The organism is Leptothrix cholodnii SP-6, assembly GCF_000019785.1.
Classification (GTDB): Bacteria; Pseudomonadota; Gammaproteobacteria; order Burkholderiales; family Burkholderiaceae_C; genus Sphaerotilus; species Sphaerotilus cholodnii.
Map to the genome: position 1 here is coordinate 3,202,277 of NC_010524.1, position 21,016 is coordinate 3,223,292.

13 protein-coding genes are annotated in these 21,016 nt (G+C 71.5%); 10 read left to right on the plus strand and 3 right to left on the minus strand.

Going from position 1 to position 21,016, the window contains the following annotated elements; all coding sequences use genetic code 11:
* Positions 1-9 precede the first annotated feature (9 nt).
* From LCHO_RS14550 to LCHO_RS14565, 4 genes are read left to right on the plus strand one after another with little or no spacing between them, the layout of a single operon-like run.
* Complete coding sequence (locus LCHO_RS14550; protein WP_012347926.1) at positions 10-1,176, plus strand: PilW family protein; 1,167 nt, start codon at positions 10-12, stop codon at positions 1,174-1,176.
* Between the two features lie 10 nt (positions 1,177-1,186).
* The gene (locus LCHO_RS14555) at positions 1,187-1,864 is read left to right on the plus strand and encodes a pilus assembly PilX family protein (RefSeq protein ID WP_012347927.1); all 678 of its coding nucleotides are present in this window, start codon (positions 1,187-1,189) and stop codon (positions 1,862-1,864) included.
* 20 nt (positions 1,865-1,884) lie between these two features.
* Entirely contained in the window at positions 1,885-5,814 is a 3,930-nt protein-coding gene (locus LCHO_RS22285) for a pilus assembly protein (RefSeq protein ID WP_012347928.1), read from the plus strand.
* A gap of 5 nt (positions 5,815-5,819) precedes the next feature.
* Complete coding sequence (locus LCHO_RS14565; protein ID WP_012347929.1) at positions 5,820-6,605, plus strand: TonB family protein; 786 nt, start codon at positions 5,820-5,822, stop codon at positions 6,603-6,605.
* A 19-nt stretch (positions 6,606-6,624) separates the two neighbouring features.
* Here LCHO_RS14565 and LCHO_RS14570 read toward each other — a convergent pair whose 3' ends face one another.
* Positions 6,625-7,560: a histone deacetylase family protein gene (locus LCHO_RS14570; RefSeq protein ID WP_012347930.1), complete on the minus strand. Its 936-nt coding sequence runs from the start codon at positions 7,558-7,560 to the stop codon at positions 6,625-6,627.
* A gap of 52 nt (positions 7,561-7,612) precedes the next feature.
* On the opposite strand from LCHO_RS14570, the gene LCHO_RS14575 reads away from it, so the two are divergent.
* The 6 genes from LCHO_RS14575 to msbA are packed head-to-tail and all read left to right on the plus strand — an operon-like array spanning position 7,613 to position 18,450.
* On the plus strand, positions 7,613-8,662 hold the full coding sequence (locus tag LCHO_RS14575; protein WP_012347931.1) for an AAA family ATPase: 1,050 nt from the start codon (positions 7,613-7,615) through the stop codon (positions 8,660-8,662).
* Positions 8,662-9,750, plus strand: a complete 1,089-nt coding sequence (locus tag LCHO_RS14580; RefSeq protein WP_012347932.1) for a DUF58 domain-containing protein — start codon at positions 8,662-8,664, stop codon at positions 9,748-9,750. Before LCHO_RS14575 ends, LCHO_RS14580 begins: the two co-directional genes overlap by 1 nt.
* A gap of 1 nt (position 9,751) precedes the next feature.
* Entirely contained in the window at positions 9,752-11,872 is a 2,121-nt protein-coding gene (locus LCHO_RS14585; protein WP_012347933.1) for a transglutaminase TgpA family protein, read from the plus strand.
* Between the two features lie 11 nt (positions 11,873-11,883).
* Positions 11,884-12,282, plus strand: a complete 399-nt coding sequence (gloA, locus tag LCHO_RS14590) for a lactoylglutathione lyase (RefSeq protein WP_012347934.1) — start codon at positions 11,884-11,886, stop codon at positions 12,280-12,282.
* A 47-nt stretch (positions 12,283-12,329) separates the two neighbouring features.
* Entirely contained in the window at positions 12,330-16,673 is a 4,344-nt protein-coding gene (locus tag LCHO_RS14595; RefSeq protein ID WP_223210447.1) for a DEAD/DEAH box helicase, read from the plus strand.
* 46 nt (positions 16,674-16,719) lie between these two features.
* A complete protein-coding gene (msbA, locus tag LCHO_RS14600; protein ID WP_012347936.1) occupies positions 16,720-18,450 on the plus strand; it encodes a lipid A export permease/ATP-binding protein MsbA in 1,731 nt (576 codons plus the stop codon).
* 68 nt (positions 18,451-18,518) lie between these two features.
* Here the strand turns inward: msbA and eda are convergent, their stop codons facing one another.
* A complete protein-coding gene (gene eda / locus LCHO_RS14605) occupies positions 18,519-19,142 on the minus strand; it encodes a bifunctional 4-hydroxy-2-oxoglutarate aldolase/2-dehydro-3-deoxy-phosphogluconate aldolase (RefSeq protein WP_012347937.1) in 624 nt (207 codons plus the stop codon).
* 26 nt (positions 19,143-19,168) lie between these two features.
* Positions 19,169-21,013 carry a phosphogluconate dehydratase gene (gene edd, locus LCHO_RS14610; protein WP_012347938.1) on the minus strand — a complete coding sequence of 615 codons (1,845 nt, stop codon included), beginning with the start codon at positions 21,011-21,013 and terminating at the stop codon, positions 19,169-19,171.
* Positions 21,014-21,016 lie beyond the last annotated feature (3 nt).

Below are 21,016 nucleotides of genomic sequence, written 5' to 3' on the forward strand. Positions count from 1 at the left end.
GGATTCCGCGTGAACCTGCATCCAAGCGCCCGCACACGCCGCCCGCTGCTCGCGCGCCAGCGCGGCGTCACCCTGGTCGAGCTGATGGTCGGCCTGGTCATCGGCCTGCTCGCCACCCTCGTGATCGCGCAGGTGGCGATCGTCTTCGAGGGCCAGAAACGCAGCACCACCGGCGGCTCCGACGCCCAGCTCAACGGCGCGCTGGCGCTGCAGACGCTGCAGCGCGACATCCAGCTCAGCGGCTACGGCATCGCCACCGGCGGCGGCGCGGGCTGCGAATTGCGCGGCTCGCGCAATGGCACGGTGCCGCCGTGGAATGGCCAGCCGATGGTGGCGGTGCGCATCGTCGACGGCACCGACGTCGCCACCGGCTCGCCCGACTCGCTGTTCATGCTGTTCAGCGGCAAGGCCGACTCGTCGTTCTATTCGCTGCCGATCCGCGTCTATCAGAACCACCGCCGCGACGGCAGCGAGTTCGTGCTCGACGAGCGCACCAACATCGGCACGGCGCAGGGCGACATGATGGTGGTGGTGCCCACCCCCACCCCGCTGCCCAGCGCCAGCCAGGTCACGCCCAGCTGGTGTTCGGTGTTCAACATCAGCGTCGACCCGGCCACCACGGACAACCGCATCGTCCACCAGCCCGGCACCGACGGGCCGTGGAACCAGGACAGCACCAACACCGTCTTCCCCGGCGCCGTCAACGCCGACACCAGCTACGCCGCGGGCAGCCACCTGGTCAACCTGGGCACCATGACCTACCGCGAATACAGCCTCAGCACCAGCACCACCGGCAGCGCGCTGCAGATGCGCTCGGTCGACAACAACACCGCGCAGTGGGTCACGGCCGACGCGCTGTTTCCGCAGATCGTCAACCTGCAGGCGGTCTACGGCCGCGACACCTCGGTCACCCGCGACAACGTCGTCGACGCCTGGGACAACACCGCGCCGACCACCGCCGACGGCTGGTCGCGCGTGATCGCGGTGCGCATCGCGCTGGTGGCGCGCAGCAACCAGCGCGAGAAAGAGATCGTCACCGTCACCGAACCCACCTGGATGCCCGACGGCGTGAACACGCAGCCCCTCAAGGTCGACCACCTCGACAGCTGGCAGCACTACCGCTACAAGGTCTTCGAGGCCGCGGTGCCGCTGCGCAACATGCTCTGGCAATCGTGAGGTGACCGAGATGCTGCCCAACACATCCTCCCTGATCCGCCGCAGCCGGCGCACGGCCCAGCGCGGCATGTCGCTGGTGTTCTCGCTGATCACGCTGGTGGCGCTGTCGCTGGCGGCGGTGGCGCTGATCCGCTCGGTCGACACCGGCTCCACCATCCTCGGCAACCTGAGCTTCAAGCAGGACACCCTGCTCGCCGCCGACGATGCCTCGCGCCAGGCGATCCAGTGGCTGGCCGACAACGCCGGCAGCATCGGGCTGCAGAACGACATCGTCGCCCAGGGCTACAGCGCCAGCCTGATCCCCACGCTCGACCCCACCGGCGCACGCACCGCCGACACCACCCGGGCCGTGATCGACTGGGACTGGAACGACTGCGACAGCTACGCCAGCGGCAGCTACGCGCGCTGCCTGAAGCCACGCGAACTCGAGCTCGACCTGGCCAACGGCATCAAGGCGCGCTGGGTGATCCTGCGGGTCTGCAACAACGCCGGGGATCCGACGCTGACGACCGTCTCCTGCGCCAAGCCGATCACGGCCGCACTGTCGGGCAGCACCGAACGCGGCGACATCCGCTACGACGACCCGCGCCTGCAGCAGACCGTGCTGGCGCAATATTTCCGCGTCATCGTGCGTGCCAAGGGCGGTCGCAAGACCACCAGCACCACCGAGACGCTGGTGCACTTCTGATTTTTCGATCGAGGCCTGCCATGTCCATCCGCCCCACAAGCCCTGCAGCGCGCGGCGCCCGGCTCACATCGAAGGCCGGGCCACGGGCCCTGCGCAGCCCGATCCTGTCCGCCGTGCTGCTGGTGCTGCTGGGCAGCACCTGGGCCGCCACGCCCGACATCTCGAACGTGCCGCTGAGCTCGACGTCGACCACGACGGCCAAGCCCAACATCATGTTCATCCTCGACGACTCGGGCTCGATGGCCTGGGACTTCATGCCCGACGAGCTCGACGACAACAACGACCAGGTCGGCGACAACGTCTACGGCTTCAGGTCGGCGCAATGCAACGGCGTGGCCTACAACCCCGACATCACGTACACCCCACCGGTCCGGATCGACCCGACCACCGGCGCGGTCAGCAACTACGCCGACGCCAGCTTCACGGCGGCGCGCTCGGACGGCTTCAGCACCTCATCGGGTGTCACAGATCTGACGGGCCGCGTCTACTACCACTACCTCGGCAGCGAGCCCGCGCTGTCGTGGCGCTACGGCAGCAACGGCACGGTCGACAGGACCACCACGTTCTTCACCGAGTGCATGACCGCGATCCCCGCTGACGGGGCCGGCAACGCGCGCTTCGAACAGCGCACGATGAGCAACGCATCGACCGATGCACAGAACTACGCCAACTGGTATTCCTACTACCGCAAGCGCCAGCTGACCATGCGCTCGGCGGCAGGCCGGGCCTTTGCCGACCTGTCGAATGCCTACCGCGTCGGCTTCACCAGGATCAGCCAGACGGGTGTCACCGGCACCAGCTTCCTGAACGTCGGCGACTTCGACACGGCACAGAAAACCAGCTTCTTCAACCTGCTCTACACCAGCGGCATCAGCGGCAGCACGCCCTTGCGCGGCGCACTCTCCAAGGTCGGGCGCTACTACGGCAACGTGATCGCCGGCCAGACCGACCCGGTGCAGTACTCGTGCCAGCGCAACTACGCCGTGCTGTCCACCGATGGTTACTGGAACACCGGAAACGAGAGCACCACCTACCGGGCGCTGGCGCTCGACGGCACCACGCTCGTCGGCCAGCAGGACGGCACCGAAGTCCGGCCGATGAAGGACGGCAGCACCGTGACCGTCACGCGCGTGACGATCTCGGGCTCGGTCGACCGCACGCAGACGATCCTGGATCGGCGCACCGACATCACGCTGCGGCGCACCGCCAACACCATCACCAACAACAGCTGCAACTCCGGCAACGGCCGGCGCGTCTCCCAGCAGGGTCAGCGCCGGATCGACACCGCATCGTTCCAGCGCACGCTCGTCCAGGACGTCACCAACCGGACCACCGTCACGCAGGTGACCACCAACGGCATCCCCGCCAACCCGACCTCGACCACCACGGCCAACGCCGCGCAGGTCAGCGCGACCGACGGCAGCGTCACGGCCACGACCACCGGCACCTGGAACAACAACGGCGGCTCGAACACCAACTGCATTGCCCGGTCGAGCCTGCCGACCGGCTGGAGCACCGGCACGGTGTACTACACACCGGGCGTCGACGGCACCGAGCTGAGCCGCAACACGGTCACCCTCGCCACCGGCACGCCGACCGTGCTGAGCACGGGCCCCCTGGCCGACGCCGGCACGACGGAGACCACCGCCACCACCGCCGGCGACAGCAACTCGCTGGCCGACATCGCCCAGTACTACTGGAAGACCGACCTGCGCCCCGACATGGTCGACAACGTGCCCACCAGCGGTGACGACAGCGCAGCGCACCAGCACATGACCACCTTCACGATCGGCCTCGGCCTGAAGGGCACGCTCAGCTACGACCGCAACTACCTGACGCAGACCACCGGCGACTTCGCCGATCTGCGCAGCGGCGCGAAGAACTGGCCGGTGCCACGCGGCACCACCGGCGGCAGCGAAAACGCCACCCACATCGACGACCTCTGGCACGCCGGCGTCAACGGCCGCGGCCAGTACTTCTCGGCGGCCGATCCGAACCAGCTCGACGACGCCATCTCGACCACCCTGAGCGCGATCCGTCGGGTGACCGAATCCGGCGCAGCGGCGGCCGCCAGCACGCTCACGCCCGTGACCGGCGACGACTGGGTCTTCCTGCCCAGCTTCACCACGATCGACTGGACCGGCGACCTGCGCGCCTTCAAGTTCACCTTCAACAGCGCCAATGAACTGGTCGCGCCCAACACCGCCGCCGGCAACGAGATCTGGAGCGCCGGCAACCAGCTGCGGGCGCGCACATCGTCACGCCGCATCCTGTTCAACAACGCGGGCACGCTCGGGGACTTCACCTACGACAACCTGACCGCGGCCGGCCAGGGCGCGCTGTTCGACAACCGCTGCGGCAGCGCCCTGAGCTCGCCCGCGACCAACCTGAGCCAGTGCGCCACCCTGACCCCCGCCGCACTGGCCAAGGTCACGGGGGCCAATCTGGTCAACTTCCTGGCCGGTGACGCCACGCTCTACCAGAGCGCCGCCGATGTCGACAACCAGGTCTTCCGCACCCGCAACGGGCTGCTGGGCGACTTCGTCAACGCCTCGCCGGTGTATGTGGGCAAGCCGCCGTTCCGCTACGCGGACGCCGACTACGCCAGCTTCGTCAGCGCACAGGCCAACCGGACCAAGGTGGTCTACGCCGCCGCCAACGACGGCATGCTGCACGCCTTCAAGGTCGGCACCGGCGCCGGCGACGGCACCGGCGGTGCCGAGCTGTGGGCCTTCGTGCCGAGCGCGGTGATGCCCGAGATGTGGCGCCTGGCCAGCGAAAGCTACGACACCGACCACCGCTTCTTCGTCGACGCCACGCCCAACGTCTCGGACATCTACGACAGCGCCGCCGGACGCTGGCGCACCATCCTGGTCGGCGGCCTCGGTGCGGGCGGGCGCAGCTACTACGCGCTCGACGTGACGACGCCGGAGTCTCCCGTGCTGCTGTGGGAATTCAGCGACGCCAACCTCGGCCTCACCTACGGCAACCCGGTGGTCACGAAGGATGCGACGGGCACCTGGGTGGTGGTGTTCACCTCCGGCCTCAACAACAACGCCGGCTCCGGCGACGGCGTCGGCCGCCTCTACGTGGTCAACGCCGTGACCGGCGCGCTGGTCCGCACGGTCGCCACCAGCGCCGGCGATGTCGGCACCCCCAGCAACCTGGGCCGCCTGAACGCCTGGATCAACGCCGACTCCGACAACACGGCGCTGCGTTTCTACGCCGGCGACATGCTCGGCAACGTCTGGCGCTTCGACCACGACGACCGCCTGGCCCCGGCCGGCCGTGAAGCCGTGCTGCTGGGCAAGGCCCAGAGCGCCGACGGCACGGCCCAGCCGATCACCGGCAAGCTGGTGCTGACCGAAGCCAGCATCAACGGCCTGCAGACGCCGGTGGTGAGCTTCGGCACCGGCCGCCTGCTCAATCTCGATGACCTCACCAACACCACCCTGCAAAGCATCTACTCGATCAAGGACACCCTCGGCGAAACCGGCGTGGGCGTGTTGCGCGACACCGGCGCCGCCCTGGTGCAGCAGACCCTCAACAGCAGCCGCGGCATCGACACCGTCGCGCCGGTGGACTGGGGCACGAAGAACGGCTGGTACGTCGACCTCACGGTGTCGAGCAAGGAGCGCGTGCACCTCGACGGCGTGCAGCTGGCCTCGGGCGTGCTGGCCTTCGCCTCCACCGTGCCGACCGCCGACGCCTGCTCGCAAGGCGGCGTCTCCTACCTCTACCAGTTCGACCTGACCAACGGCAACGTGCTCGGCACGTCGTCGTTCACCACCATGATCGTCGGCCTGAACCGGGTCATGAGCATCAACGGCAAGGTCAGCGCCATCGTGACCACGCAGGACCAGAAGACCACGCTGACGGCCGGCGGCGGCGGCTCGGTGTCGCCGGGCAACACCGTCAAGCGCTCGTCGTGGCGCGAACTGACGGACTGATCGCCATGCGCGGCGCGGCCACCTTGCCGCCCCGGCCCACGCCCGGCGTGGCCGGCCGCGCCACCCGCCACCCGCGCCGGCTGCTGCTGATCTGCGCGCTGCTCTCGGCGCTGGTTCACGCCGCCCTGCTGGTGAACTGGCAGGATGGCGGTGGGCGCAGCGGCGGCGCCAGCAGCCGCCGGGCGGTGCCACCCTCGCCTGAGCCGGCCGGCATCTCGACCGTGCGGCTGCTCGATGGGCCGTCAGCACCCGCCGTGGCGGTTGCCGCCGTGGAAGCGCCCGCCGCAGCGACGGCGCCGGATCCGGTACCTGAAACCGCCCCGATCGCCGCGCCGGACGCAACGCCCCCGGCCCTGCCCGCAGCACCTGACGCCGCCACCGAGGCCGGCGCGATCGCCCGCGCAGGTCGCGACGATGACGGAACCGGCGGCAACGGCGATGGCGACGACCACTACCTGAGCCGCAGCCAGCTCGACCAGCCGCCCGCGGCGCAGGCCGAGATCGCGCTGCCCTTCCCGGACACCGCGCCGCTGGGCCGCTATCGCGCGGTGCTGACGCTGTTCATCGATCCGTCGGGCCAGGTGCAGCGGGTGCGCACCGAAAGCGACAGCCTGCCGCCGAGCCTGGACGACGCCGCCCGGCAAGCCTTTCTGGCCGCCCGTTTCACGCCCGGCATGAAGGACGGCCAGCCGGTGCGCAGCCGCATCCGCGTCGAGGTGCTCTACAGCACCGAGCTGCTGCCGCAGCGCTCGGCCTCGGCCGGTGCGACCGGCGGCGGATCGGCGCCCTGAACATCAGGGCGCGTGCCGCTCAGACCCCCGCCAGCACCCGCAGATGCGCCGCCACGCTGCGCGCCAGCGAGCTGAGCGAATAGCCGCCCTCGAGACACGAGACGATGCGAGCGCCGCTGTGGCGCTCGGCCACGTCGACGATGCGCTGCGTGATCCAGGCGTAGTCGGCCTCGACCAGGCCGAGCTGGCCGAGCTCGTCTTCGCGGTGGGCATCGAAGCCGGCCGAGATGAAGATCATCTGGGGCTCGAAGGCCTCCAGCCGAGGCATCCAGTTGGCCTCGATCAGCTCGCGGATCTCGGCGCCGCGGGTGTAGGCCGGGATCGCCAGATTGACCATGTTCGGCCCCATCGGGATGCCGCCGCTGAAGGGGTAGAGCTGATCCTGGAAGAAGCTCACCATCAGGATGCGGTCGTCGCCGGCCACGATGTCTTCGGTGCCGTTGCCGTGGTGCACGTCGAAATCGATGATCGCCACCCGCTCCAGGCCGCGCACGTCGAGCGCATGGCGTGCCGCCACCGCCACGTTGTTGTAGAAGCAGAAGCCCATCGCCTCGTTGCGCGTGGCGTGGTGACCGGGCGGGCGGATGGCGCAGAAGGCGTTGACCACCTTGCCGTCGAGCACCGCATCGGTGGCCGCGACCGCGGCGCCGGCGGCACGCAGCATCGCCTGGCGGGTGGCGGGGCAGACGGTGGTGTCCTGGTCGAGCGCACGGTGTTCGCCGGTCTCGGCGGCCTGGCGCATGAACTCGTCGAGCTCGAGCAGGTAACCCTCGCCGTGCGCCAGCATCAGGTCGCTGTGCTCGACCAGCGGCGGATCCATGCGCGTGAGCGCGATGTCCAGGCCGGTGGCGAGCAGGTGGTCCTCGATCGCGTCGAGCCGCTGCGGGCACTCGGGGTGGCCGGGGCCCATGTCGTGGCCGCGGCAGTCGGGATGGCTGAAATAGGCTGTGCTCATGTTCGGTCACGGCGCGCGGGTGCACGCTCATGCTGTCTCTCTGGTTTGGGTTATGGTGAGAATGATGAGGCCAACGGATCACCTGCAACTGACGCCTGCCACCGCCGGTGGCGCTGCCACAACGCCACGCCATGACCTGGCTCAAGGTCTGTCGCACAGGCCCGCCCGGGCGCCGCTGGCCCTCGTTCTCGACCGCCTCTTGCACCAGATTAGCACGGTGGTGGTGGGCAAACCGGCGCAGATCCGCGACGGCGTCGCCTGCCTTCTGGCCGGTGGCCATCTGCTGATCGAGGACCTGCCCGGCGTCGGCAAGACCACCCTCGCGCACACGCTGGCGGTGTCGATGGGGCTGCGGTTTTCGCGCGTGCAGTTCACCGCCGACCTGATGCCCAGCGACCTGATCGGCGTCAGCGTGTTCGAGCGCGGACGGGTCGGTTCGGGCGATGCCTTCGTGTTCCACCCCGGCCCGCTGTTCACGCAGGTGCTGCTGGCCGACGAGATCAACCGCGCCGGCCCGCGCACGCAGAGCGCGCTGCTGGAGGCGATGGAAGAACACCAGGTCAGCGTCGACGGTCAGAGCCACCCGCTGCCGGCGCCGTTCTTCGTCATCGCGACGCAGAACCCGGCCGAGCAGCTGGGCACCTACCCGCTGCCCGAGAGCCAGCTCGACCGCTTCCTGATGTGCCTGAGCCTCGGCTATCCCGACGCCGCGGCCGAGCGCGAGCTGCTGGTCGGCACCGACCGGCGCACCGCCATCCGCGAGCTGCAGCCGGTGATGAACGGCGAGCAGCTGCTGGCCGCGCAGGCCGCGGTGCTGCAGGTGCACGCCGCGCCGGCCCTGCTCGACTACCTGCAGGCGCTGATCGCCGCCACCCGCTCGGGCGCCTGGTTCACGCAGGGCCTGTCGCCACGCGCCGGCCTGGCCTGGCTGCGCGCCGCCCGCGCCCGCGCCCTGCTCGACGGCCGCGACCACGTCGTGCCCGACGACCTGCAGGCGGTCGCGGTGCCGGTGCTCGCGCACCGCCTGCTGCCGCGTGCCGGCGCCGGGCGCGGCCGCGCCGCGCAGGTGCAGGCGATGCTGGAGCACGTGGGGCTGGTCTGATGGCAGACCTCGGCGCAGCGGGCGCATGGCGCGCCGGCCCGGCAGGCTGGTGGCGCAACTGGTGGGACAGCCGCCACCCCCGCACCGAGCGCTGGCTGCTGACGCAGCGCAGCGTCTACATCCTGCCGACCAGCGCCGGCTGGCTCTACGCTGCGCTGCTGATCGCGCTGCTGCTGGGCTCGATCAACTACCAGCTCAACCTCGGCTACCTGCTGACCTTCGTGCTCGCCAGCGCCGGCGTGGTGGCCATCCACGCCACCCACGCGACGCTGCGCGGGCTCGAACTGAGCCTGCGCAACGACGGCCCGACACCGGTGCGCGGCCACGTCGGCCAGGTCATCGAGCTGCCGCTGCACCTGCAGGACACGCTGCAGCGCGGCGCCCTGGCGCGCTGGCTGTTCCTGGGCCGCCACGGCATCGGCCTGAGCTGGTCGGCACGCCAGTCCGGAACACCGGGCGAAGCCGGCCTGCAATGGATCGACGTGCCCACCGGCGGCAGCCAGGATCTGCGGCTCGGCCACGCCCCGCTGCAGCGCGGCCCGCAGCTGCTGCCGGCGCTGCGCATCGAAAGCCGTTTCCCGCTCGGCCTGCTGCGCGCCTGGTCGGTCTGGCGGCCGGCGGCGCAGATCCTGGTCTGGCCGGCGGCCGAGGCCGATCCGCCGCCCATGCCGCCGCTGACCGCCAGCGGCGACGACACCACGCCCGACTCGGCGCCACGCCCCAGCTGGATGGCGCGTGGCAGCGACTTCCCCGAGCCCGACGGCGTGCGCCCCTGGCGCCGCGGCGACAGCCCGAGCCAGGTGCTGTGGCGACTGTCGGCGCGCCAGCTCGACAGCGGCGGCGAACTGCTGGTGCGCGAACACCGTGCGCCGCCGCAGCGCGGCCGGCTGCTGGCCTGGCAGCACACCGCCGCGCTCGGTGGCGACGCCGAGGCGCGACTGTCACGCCTGTGTGCCTGGGTGCTGATGGCCGAACGCGCCGGCCTGCGCACCACGCTGCGCCTGCCCGGCGCCGAGGTCGGCGAAGGCAGCGGTGCGGCGCACCGGCTGGTCTGTCTGGATGCGCTGGCGAACGCCCGTGTCGATTGAGATGAACAGCCCCGCCGCGCCATCCGCCCCAACCCGCCGCGCACGCCTGGGCGCCGCCTGGCGCGAGCGTGCCGCGCAGCCCGGCCGCGAATCGCGCGACACCCTGTTCATGCTCGCGGTGCTGGCCTGGACGCTGCTGCCGCAAGCCCCGCACGTGCCGCTCTGGTGCAGCCTGTTCAGCGCCGCGGCGCTGCTGTGGCGCGCCGTGCTGGCCTGGCGCGTGCGTCCGCTGCCGCCGCGCTGGCTGCTGATCCTGCTGCTGCTGGCCTGCATCGGCGCCACCGTGCTGACCTACCGCAGCCTGACCGGCAAGGAGGCCGGCCTGGCGCTGCTGGTGCTGCTGACCGCGCTCAAGACGCTGGAGCTGCGGGCCCGCCGCGACGCGCTGGTGCTGTTTTTCCTCGGCTTCTTCCTGGTGCTGGCGAACTTTTTGCACTCGCAGTCGCTCGCCACCGCGGTCGCGATGGTGCTGTCGGTCTGGGGGCTGCTGGCCGCGCTGGTGCTGGCGCACATGCCGGTCGGGCGGCCGCGGCTGGCGCAGGTGGCGGGGTTGGCGGGGCGCATGCTGGTGCTGGGCGCACCGCTGATCGCGGCGCTGTTCATCTTCTTCCCGCGCATGGCGCCGCTGTGGGGCGTGCCGGGCGAGGCCGGCGGGCGCACCGGCCTGTCGGATCAGCTGCAGCTCGGCGACGTGGCCGAGCTGGCGCTGGACGACAGCACCGCGCTGCGGGTGCGTTTTTTCGGCCCGGCGCCGGCCGCGTCGACGCTCTATTTCCGCGGCCCGGTGCTGAGCCTGCCCGACGGCCAGCGCTGGGTCGCGCTGCCGTGGCGGCCGGGTGACACCAGCCTGGCGCTGCCGAATCCGTCGCCGCGCGACACCGCGCTGGCCTACGAGATGACGGTCGAGCCGCTGCGCGTGTCGACGCTGCCGCTGCTCGAAACCAGCGTCAGCCGGCCGCAGGTCGACAGCGGCGAGGTCGAGCTCTACGCCCACCCCGACGGCCAGTGGATCACCGGCCGGCCGATCGCCGAGCGCGTGCGGCTGCAGGCACAGGCCGCCGTGCGCTCGCGTGCCGCCGCGTCGCCCGAGGGCCTGCTGCCGACCTATCTGCAGCTGCCGCCCGGCCAGCACCCGCGCAGCATCGCCTGGGCCCAGGCGCTGCGCAGCCAGCCGGCCTTCGCGCAGGCCAGCCCGAACCAGCTCGCCGATCTGCTGGCGGTGGCGCTGGTCGTGCACATCCGCCAGGGCGGCTACAGCTATACGCTGGCGCCGGGCACCTATGGCGAGCAGCCGCTCGACGCCTTCTGGCTCGACCGCCGCGAGGGCTTCTGCGAGCACTTCGCCACCGCCTTCGTGGTGCTGATGCGGGCGATGGGCGTGCCCGCGCGCATCGTCACCGGCTACCAGGGCGGCCAGTTCAACCCGATCGACGGCGTGCTCGAGGTGCGCCAGAGCGACGCCCACGCCTGGGCCGAATACTGGCGCGCCGGCGACGGCTGGGTGCGCGTCGACCCCACCGCCGCGGTGGCGCCCGACCGCATCCAGCGCAGCCAGCGGCTGGCCCCGCCGCGCGGGCTGATGGCCGGTGCGCTGGCGCAGGTCGACCCGGCGCTGCTGGCGCGCGTGCGCGCGGTCTGGGGTGCGCTCGACCACCAGTGGAACCAGTGGGTGCTCAGCCACGGCCGCCAGCGCCAGCTCGACCTGCTGCGTGCGCTGGGCTGGCAGTCGCCCGATCTGGCGGATCTGGGCCGGCTGCTGGCGATCGGGCTGGCCGGGCTCGCCCTGCTGGGCGCGGCGTTGGGCGCCTGGCAAGCGCGCCGGGTGCGTCAGCGCGACCCCTGGCTGCGCGCCTACGCCGGCGTGCGCAAGGCGCTCATGCAGCGTGGCATCGACTGCCCGGCGCACCTGCCGCCGCGCAGCCTGGCCGCGGCGCTGCGCCGGCAACACGGCACGGCCGCCGAGACACTGGCCGCCGCGCTGCTGGCGCTGGAGGCCTGGCGCTACCAGGCGCCGTCCGGTGCGGCGACCGACCGGCGTACCCTTGGCGAGCTGCGCCGCCGGGCCCTCGCCGCCGCCCGCACGATGGCGCGTCAGCCCGCTGAAAATCGATCTTCCACCTGAAGGACAACCCGATGCGATTCCTCCACACCATGCTGCGCGTGGGCAACCTGCCGCGCTCGATCGCCTTCTACACCGAGGTGCTCGGCATGCAGCTGCTGCGCACCACCCATCGACCCGAGCAGCAGTACGACCTGGCCTTTCTCGGCTACGGCGGCAACCCGGAACAGGCCGAGCTGGAGCTGACCTACAACCACGGCGTCGACCACTACGAGCTCGGCACCGCCTACGGCCACGTCGCCATCGGCGTCGACGACGCCGCCGCCACCTGCGAGGCGGTGCGCGCCAAGGCCGCGCAGCTCGGCGGCGCCATCACCCGCGAGGCCGGCCCGGTCAAGGGCGGCAGCACCGTGATCGCCTTCATCACCGACCCCGACGGCTACAAGATCGAGCTGATCCAGCACGGCACCTGAACGATGCGTGGCGCGCCGCGCACCACCGACAATCCCGCGCCATGCCCATGACCCCATCCCCCGCCGATCCGGCCCTCGACATCGCGCGCGACCTGCCGCGCCTGCCCCATGACGCACTGAACGCCCTGCACGCGCTGGCGCTGGGCGCCGCGCCCCGGCCGCGCACCTGGGTGATGGGCCTGATGGTCGAGCTCGGCTGGCGCGACAGCCAGAACCGCCGCTACACCAACGACAGCGTGCGGGTGGCGCTGGCCCTGCTGGCCGAGCAGGCCTGGATCGCCGAGGCCTCCACCAAGCCGGGCTTCTGGCAGATCCATCCGCTGGTGCTGAGCGCGGTCTACCGCCACCTGCTCGACCAGTACCCGAGCGCCGACCTGCTGGCCGCGCTGGTGCGCCACGAACACTTCGGCGGCCTGGGCGGCGCGCGCGGCTACGACCATTTCCCGACCGTCGAAGCCGGCTGCGCGCTGACACGGCTGTCGCTGCTGAGCGGCCACGGGCCGGCCGAGGTCGAGCGCCTGAAAGCCGGCTGCGCCTGGGGCATGAGCTGGGAGCACGTGTTCGGCCGCGCCGTGCTCGACGTGCTCGACCAGCCCCTGTTCAACCACCTGCACCCCGCCGTGCAGGTCGAGGTGCTCAACCACGAGCTGGCCCAGCTCAACGGCCACTGGCTGGCGCAGACCGCCCTGCCGGCGGCCAGCCTGACCGAGACGCTGCTGGCCTGGCGCGGCCGGCCGGCCACCCATGCCGGCGCATCGGGCGCCGGCCTCGACCTCGCCGCGCTGCGCCTGAACTGGGCCGAGACCCTGCTGCTGGCCGGCCGCCACGACGAGATCGCCGCCGTGATGCAGCCGCTGGTGCAGCAGCACCCGGCCTGGGCGCCGGTGGCGCAGGTGCTCGACGCCGCGCGCCTGAGCCGCCAGGCCGATTGGCCGCAGGCGCTGGCCGGCTACGAACAGGCGCTGGCGCAGATGAAGAAGGACACCGGCCAGCGCAAGGGCCTGCTGTCGCTGACGCTGGCCACGCCGTATGTGCTGTCGCTGATGGCGCAGCGCGAGCCGGCGCAGTGGCAGGTCGCGCTCAAGTTCTGCCTGGCCGAAGCCGGCAAGCGCAGTCCCAGCCCCGACACCGCCTGGGGCCTGATGGCACTGGCGCTGCAGATGCGCCTGGGCGAGGCGCGCCGTGACCTGTCGCTGATGCGCCCGCACAGCCGCACGCCCTACGTGATGACGCTCGACTGGTGGCGCTGGCTGATGCGCGCCTGGCTGACCGAACAGGGCGACGCGCCCGAAGACGCCACGCTCGAAGGCGCCACGCTCGACCCCCACGACCAGGCCGCCGCCGCGCTGCTGCGCCGCCGCCTGGTGTCGGCCGGCCATCTGGGCCTGGTCGAGCAGCTCGACGCCGCGCTGGCGGTGATCCAGCACCAGCCCAGCCCGGAGTGGTTCTTCGTGCCGCCGCCTCGGGCCGGCTGGGAAGTGGCGCTGGCCGCGCTGGCCGCCATCGGCAGCGGCGCGCCGGCCGGCCCGGCCGGGGGCGCCGCGCTGGCCGAGACGCGGCTGTGGTGGCAGCTCGACGTCAGCCCGCAGGGCGCGCTGCGCGCCATCACGCCGCTCGAGCAGAAACAGGGCCCGCGCGGCTGGGGCAAGGGCAAGGTGGTGGGCCTGGCCCGCCTCGCCAAGACCGAGAGCCTGCCGCCGTGGGACGCCGCGGTGGCGCGCTGCATCCGCCAGAACACCGCCGACCGCAGCCTGCGCATCGACCTGGCTGCTGCCGCCGCCGCGCTGATCGGCCATCCGCTGGCGGCCTGGGCCGACGCACCCGATCTGCCGGTCACGCTGGTCGAGGCCAGCCCCGAGATCGAGGTGATCGACCACGGCGACACGCTGCAGGTGCGCCTCACCCCGCCGCCGCGCAGCGGTCTCGACGACGACGGCGAGGCCGACCTCAACGACGACTGGGGACGCCGCTGGCAACCCAGCGCCGCCGAGCTGAAGGAGGCCGAGGCCCTGCGCGGTCTGACGCTGCTGCGCGACGAGCCGCAGCGCGCCCGCGTGATCCGCTACAGCGCGGCGCAGAAACGCGTCGCCCAGCTGGTCGGCGCCGGCCTCACGGTGCCCAAGTCGGCGGTCGCGCAGCTGCAGCCGGTGCTGCACAACCTGGGCGCGCATTTCCACATCCACGCCGACGAGCTGCAGGCCAGCCGCGAGGTGCCGGCCGATCCGCGCCTGCGCGCCGAGCTGACGCCCGAGGGCGACGGCGTGCGGCTGCGGCTGGTGGTGGCGCCGTTCGGCGACGACGGCCCGCGCCAGACACCCGGCCACGGCCGCGCCCGCCTGATCGCCGCGGTCAAGGGCGAGACGCTGGGCGCGCAGCGCGACTTGGCGGCCGAGCTCGGCCACCTCGAGACGGTGATGGACGCCTGCCCGATGCTCACGCCGCTGCCGGTGCCGCGCACGCCCGGCCAGCTGGTGCCGGCGCAGTGGGCGATCGAGAACGCCGATGCCACGCTGGCGCTGATCGAGCGCCTGCACAGCCTCAACGCGGTGGCCGCGCTCGACTGGCCGAAAGGCCGCTCGATCCGCGTCGACAGCGTCGGCATCGGCCAGCTCAGCGTGCAGGTCCAGTCCGGCAACGAATGGCTGGCGCTGCAGGGCGGCCTGCAGGTCGATGAGAAGCTGGTGTTCAGCCTCGGCCAGCTGCTCGACTGGAGCGACAGCTCCCGCAGCCGCTTCGTGCCGCTGGGCGAAGGCCGCTACCTGGCGCTGACCGAGGAGCTGCGCGCCCGCCTCGACGACCTCGCCGCCGTCGCCGAACTGCAGCGCAAGGCCGGCGAAACCACCGCCCGGCTCGCCCCGGTGGCCGCGGCCTGGCTCGACAGCGCGCTGGCCGGCGCCCAGGTGCAGACCGACGGCGCCTTCCAGGACCGGCTCGAAACCCTGGTGCGCGCGCAGCACTGGGCGCCCGGGCTGCCGGCCACGCTGCAGGCGCAGCTGCGGCCGTATCAGGAAGAAGGCTACCAATGGGCGATGCGGCTGGCCGAGGCCGGCCTGGGCGCGGTGCTGGCCGACGACATGGGCCTGGGCAAGACGCTGCAGGCGCTGGCCGTGCTGCTCGAGCGCGCCGCCGGCGGCCCCGCGCTGGTGGTGGCGCCGACCTCGCTGATCGGCAACTGGCAGGCCGAGGCGCGCCGCTTCGCACCCACGCTCAATCTGCTGGCCTACGCCGAAGGCGACGAACGCGGCAACCGCGACGCGCTGATCGAGGCCGCCGGCCCGGGCGACGTCATCGTCGTGTCCTACCAGATGCAGCAGGTCAACGCAGAGGCCTTTGCCGGACGCAGCTGGCACACGCTGGTGCTCGACGAGGCGCAGGCGATCAAGAACGCCGCGGCCAAGCGCAGCCAGGCGGCGTTCGAGCTGAGCGCGGGCTTCCGGCTGGCGCTGTCGGGCACGCCGATCGAGAACCGGCTGACCGAGCTGTGGTCGATCATGCGGGTCTGCAACCCCGGGCTGCTGGGCACGCTGGCGCAGTTCAACAGCCGCTTCGCGGTGCCGATCGAGCGCGACCGCCACCGCGGCGCCCAGCGCACGTTGCGCCGGCTGATCGCGCCCTTCATCCTGCGCCGCAGCAAGGCCGAGGTGCTCGACGACCTGCCCCCGCGCACCGAACAGACCCTGATGGTGCAAGGCAACGCCACCGAACAGGCCCACTACGAGGCGCTGCGCCGCCAGGCCCTGCGCGACGCCGAGCGGGCAATGAGCGCCGACGGCGCCGGCCAGGCGCACCTCAACATCCTGGCCCAGCTGATGCGCCTGCGGCGCGCCGCCTGCGACCCGCGGCTGGTCACGCCCGACCTGGTCCAGCCCGGCGCCAAGGTGATGGCGTTCGGCGAGCTGGCGGCCGAGCTGGTCGCCAACGGCCACAAGGCGCTGGTGTTCAGCCAGTTCGTCGACTTCCTGGCGCTGCTGCGCGAGCCGCTCGACGCCGCCGGCCTGCGCTACCAGTACCTCGACGGCAGCACGCCGTCGGCCGAGCGCACCCGGCGCGTCGCCGCCTTCCAGGCCGGTGAGGGCGATTTCTTCCTGATCAGCCTGAAGGCCGGCGGCTTCGGCCTGAACCTGACGGTGGCCGACTACGTCGTGATCGCCGACCCGTGGTGGAACCCCGCCGCCGAGGACCAGGCCAGCGGCCGCGCCCACCGCATCGGCCAGCAGCGGCCGGTGACGGTCTATCGGCTGGTCAACAAGGGCACGCTGGAGGAGAAGATCGTGGCGCTGCACGCGGACAAGCGCGAGCTCGCCGACAGCGTGCTCGAGGCCGACCGCGACGGCCGCCAGGGCGCCGGCGTGCTCAAGGTCGACGAACTGATGAGCCTGATGATGGGCTGACCGAGAATCAGCCCCCGCCCGCGTCCCCCGACCCACAAGAAGAGACATGCAATCCAAAGAGACCGCCCGCCGCCTGCTGAGCTATCTGCGGCCGCACAAGCTCGAGTTCGGCCTCGGCATCCTGTGTTTCTTCCTGTCCGCGGCGGTCGAGCCGCTGATCCCGGCGCTGCTCAAGGAGCTGCTCGACCAGGGCTTCAAGCCCGAGCAGACGATCCCGACCTGGATCATGCCGGTGATCGTGATCGGGCTGTTCGCCGGGCGCGGTTTCCTGTCGTTCTGTGGCACCTACCTGTTTTCATCGTCGACCTCGAAGGCGGTGCTGACGCTGCGCCGCGAGCTGCTCGGCGCGGTGATGCGCGCCGACGCCAGCCTCTACAACTCGCTGAGCCCGGGCGTGGCCGCCTCGCGTGTCATCAACGATCCGCAGAACGCCACCGCCACGCTCGGCGGCGCGGTGGTCACGGTGCTGCGCAACGGCACCACGCTGGTGGCGATGCTCGGTTATCTGTTCTATCTGAACTGGCAGCTCACGCTGGTGACCTTCGCGATCGCGCCGCTGCTGGCGCTGGTGGTGCGGCGGGTGCAGCAGCGGGTGCACCGACTCAGCCGGTCGTCGTACGAGCTGCAGCACCGGCTGATCGGCATCGTCGACGACATCACGCGCGCCTGGCGGGTGGTGCGCACCTTCGGCGCCGCCGAGTTCGAGCAGAAGCGCTTCGACACCGAAGCCCAGCTGTTTCGCCGCGTCACGCTCAAGAGCGTGGCCGCCGGCGCCACCATGACGCCGCTGACGCAGATCGTCGCCAGCATCGGCGTGGCGGTGATCCTGACGCTGGCGCTGATCGAGGCGCGCCAGGGTCAGGCGACGGTGGGCGACTTCATCGCCTTCATCACCGCGATGCTGCTGACGATCTCGCCGATGAAGCATCTGACCGACGTTTCCCAGCCCATCACCTCCGGCCTGGTCGGCGCGGGGGCCTGCTTCGACCTGATCGACACCCCGCCCGAGCCCGACCGCGGCAGCCGCGACGTGCCCACCGACACGGCGGCGCGCGACATCCGCTTCGAGCGCGTGGCGCTGAGCTATCCGGGCTCGGAACAGAAGGCATTGGCCGGCATCGACCTGGCCATCCCCGAGGGCCGCACGATCGCGCTGGTCGGGCCGTCGGGCTCGGGCAAGACCACCGTCATCAACACGCTGCTGGGTTTCGTCGCGCCCACCAGCGGCGCGGTGACGCTGGCCGGCATCGACCTCCAGGAGATCCGCAAGGCCTCGCTGCGCAGCCAGTTCGCGGTGGTGTCGCAGGACATCGTGCTGTTCGACGGCTCGATCGCCGACAACGTGGCCTATGTGCAGCCCAAGGATCCGGCGCGCATCGAGCAGTGCCTGAAGGCAGCCAATCTGTGGGAGTTCGTGCAGCGCTCGCCCGACGGCATCGAGACGCTGGTCGGCAGCAACGGCAGCCGGCTGTCGGGCGGCCAGCGCCAGCGCCTGGCGATCGCGCGGGCGCTCTACAAGGACGCGCGCATCTGGGTCTTCGATGAAGCCACCTCGGCGCTCGACACCGAAAGCGAGCGCGTGGTGCAGCAGTCGATCGAGCAGTGGCACGGCAACAAGACGCTGATCCTGATCGCGCATCGGCTCAGCACGGTGCGCAACGCCGATTGCATCTACGTGCTGGCCGACGGCCGCGTGCTGGAGCAAGGCTCGCACGCCGAGCTGATGACACGCAGCGGGCTCTACGCCAGCATGGTGCAGGCCCAGGCGGTGGAATGACGCCGCCGGCAGCGGAATGAAAAACGGCCTCCGAGGAGGCCGTTGTTTCGTCCGGAAAGACGCTGGAGTCAGGCGCGCAGCGCGTGCGTCTCGCTCGCCAGCTTGGTGATGCGGGCCCAGTCGCCCGACTTGACCGCATCGGCCGGCGTCAGCCAGGAGCCGCCGCAGACCTTGACGTTGGGCAGCGACAGGAACTGCGGCGCGGTCTCGAGCGTGATGCCGCCGGTGGGGCAGAACGCGACGTCGTGGAAGGGGCTGGCAAAGGCCTTCAGCAGATTGACGCCGCCGACCGCGGTGGCCGGGAAGAGCTTGAGGAACTGGTAGCCGTCGGCGTTGGCCATCATGACCTCGCTGGCGGTCGACACGCCGGGCAGCAGCGGCAGGCCGATGTCGAGGCAGGCGCGGCCGATCTCGCTGGTGTAACCCGGGCTGACGGCGAACTGGCAGCCCAGTGCCTTGACGGCGCGGGCATCGGCCACCGAGCGGATGGTGCCGGCGCCGACGATGGCGTCGGGCACCTCGGCGATCATGGCCTCGATGCATTTCAGCGCGGCGGCGGTGCGCAGCGTCACCTCCAGCACGCGCACGCCGCCGGCGACCAGGGCGCGCGCCAGCGGCACGGCGTCCTCGACGCGGTCGAGCACGATGACGGGGATCACGGGGCCGTGGCTGGCGAGGCTGAGTGTGTTCATGGGTTCAGACTTTGTGGTTGAAAGGGTCACAGCCAGGTGATCGCGCCTTCTTCGGCGGTCAGCACGCTGCGGCGCATGCCGCCGAAGAGTTCGCGGCCAAGGCCGTAGGCGGCCTCTTCGGCCACGGCGGCGGGACGGTCCTCGATGGCACGGGCGGCCCATTCCTCGGCACTCACCAGGGCGTCGAGCGTGCCGGTGACGGCGTCGACCCGCACGATGTCGCCGCTGCGAACCTTGCCCAGCGGCCCACCGGCCAGCACTTCGGGGCTGACGTGGATGGCGGCCGGCACCTTGCCCGAAGCGCCGCTCATGCGGCCGTCGGTGACCAGCGCGACGCGGAAGCCGCGGTCCTGCAGCACCGCCAGCGGCGGGGTCAGCTTGTGCAGCTCGGGCATGCCGTTCGCCTTGGGGCCCTGGAAGCGCACGACGGCGACGAAGTCGCGTTCGAGTTCGCCCTTCTTGAAGGCGACGTGCAGTTCGTCCTGGCTGTTGAAGACGATCGCGGGCGCTTCGATGACGTGGCGGTCTTCGGGCACCGCGCTGACCTTCATCACGCCGCGGCCGAGGTTGCCGGCCAGCAGCTTGAGGCCGCCGGTCTCGCCGAACGGGGCGCTGGCCTTGCGCACGATGGACTCGTCGCCCGACTCGGCCGGCAGCGGCGCCCAGGCCAGCCGGCCGTCGGCACCGAACGCCGGCAGCGTGCCGTAGGCGGCCATGCCGCCGTCGGCCACGGTCATGACGTCGCCGTGCAGGCAGCCGCTGTCGAGCAGCTCGCGCAGCACGAAGCCGGGGCCGCCGGCGCTCTGGAACTGGTTGACGTCGGCCTTGCCGTTCGGATAGACGCGGGCCAGCAGCGGCACGCAGCCCGACAGCTCGGAGAAGTCGGTCCAGTCGATCAGGATGCCGGCCGAGCGCGCCACCGCCACCCAGTGGATCAGGTGGTTGGTGGAGCCGCCGGTGGCGAGCAGCGCGATCATGGCGTTGACGATGCAGCGCTCGTCGACCAATTCGCCGATCGGCCGGTATCGATCGCCGCCCGACCCGTCGGCGAGGCGCTGGCCCTGGCGGATGGCGAGCACCTGGCGCACCGCGGCGCGGGTGAGTTCCTCGCGAAGCTGGGCGTGCGGGTGCACGAAGGCCGAGCCCGGCACGTGCAGGCCCATCGCCTCGAGCAGCATCTGGTTGCTGTTGGCGGTGCCGTAGAAGGTGCAGGTGCCGGCGCCGTGGTAGGCGGCCGATTCGGCTTCGAGCAGCTTGTCGCGGCCGACCAGGCCTTGTGCGAACTGCTCGCGCACCTTGGACTTGTCGCTGTTGGACAGGCCCGTGCTCATCGGCCCGGCCGGCACGAACACGCACGGCAGGTGGCCGAAATGCAGCGCGCCGATCAAGAGGCCGGGCACGATCTTGTCGCACACGCCCAGCAGCAGCGCGGCATCGAACACGTCGTGCGTCAGGCCGACCGCGGTGGCCATCGCGATGGTGTCGCGCGAGAACAGGCTCAGCTCCATGCCGGGCAGGCCTTGGGTGACGCCGTCGCACATCGCCGGCACGCCGCCGGCGACCTGCACGGTGGCGCCGAGCTTGTGCGCCTCGTCGCGGATCACGGCCGGGAAGCCCTCGTACGGCTGGTGCGCCGAGAGCATGTCGTTGTAGGCGGTGATGATGCCGATGTTGGGTGCCTTCTCGGCCACCACGCGGAACTTGTCGGCGCCCGGCAGCGCGGCAAAGGCGTGCGCCACGTTGGCGCAGCCCATGCGGTCGGCGCCTCTGGGACGGGCGGCGGCGGCACGGGTGCGGGCGAGGTAGGCGTCACGCGTCGGGCGGCTGCGTTCGCGGATGCGCTGGGTGATGTCGGCGATCTGGGGCTTCATGGC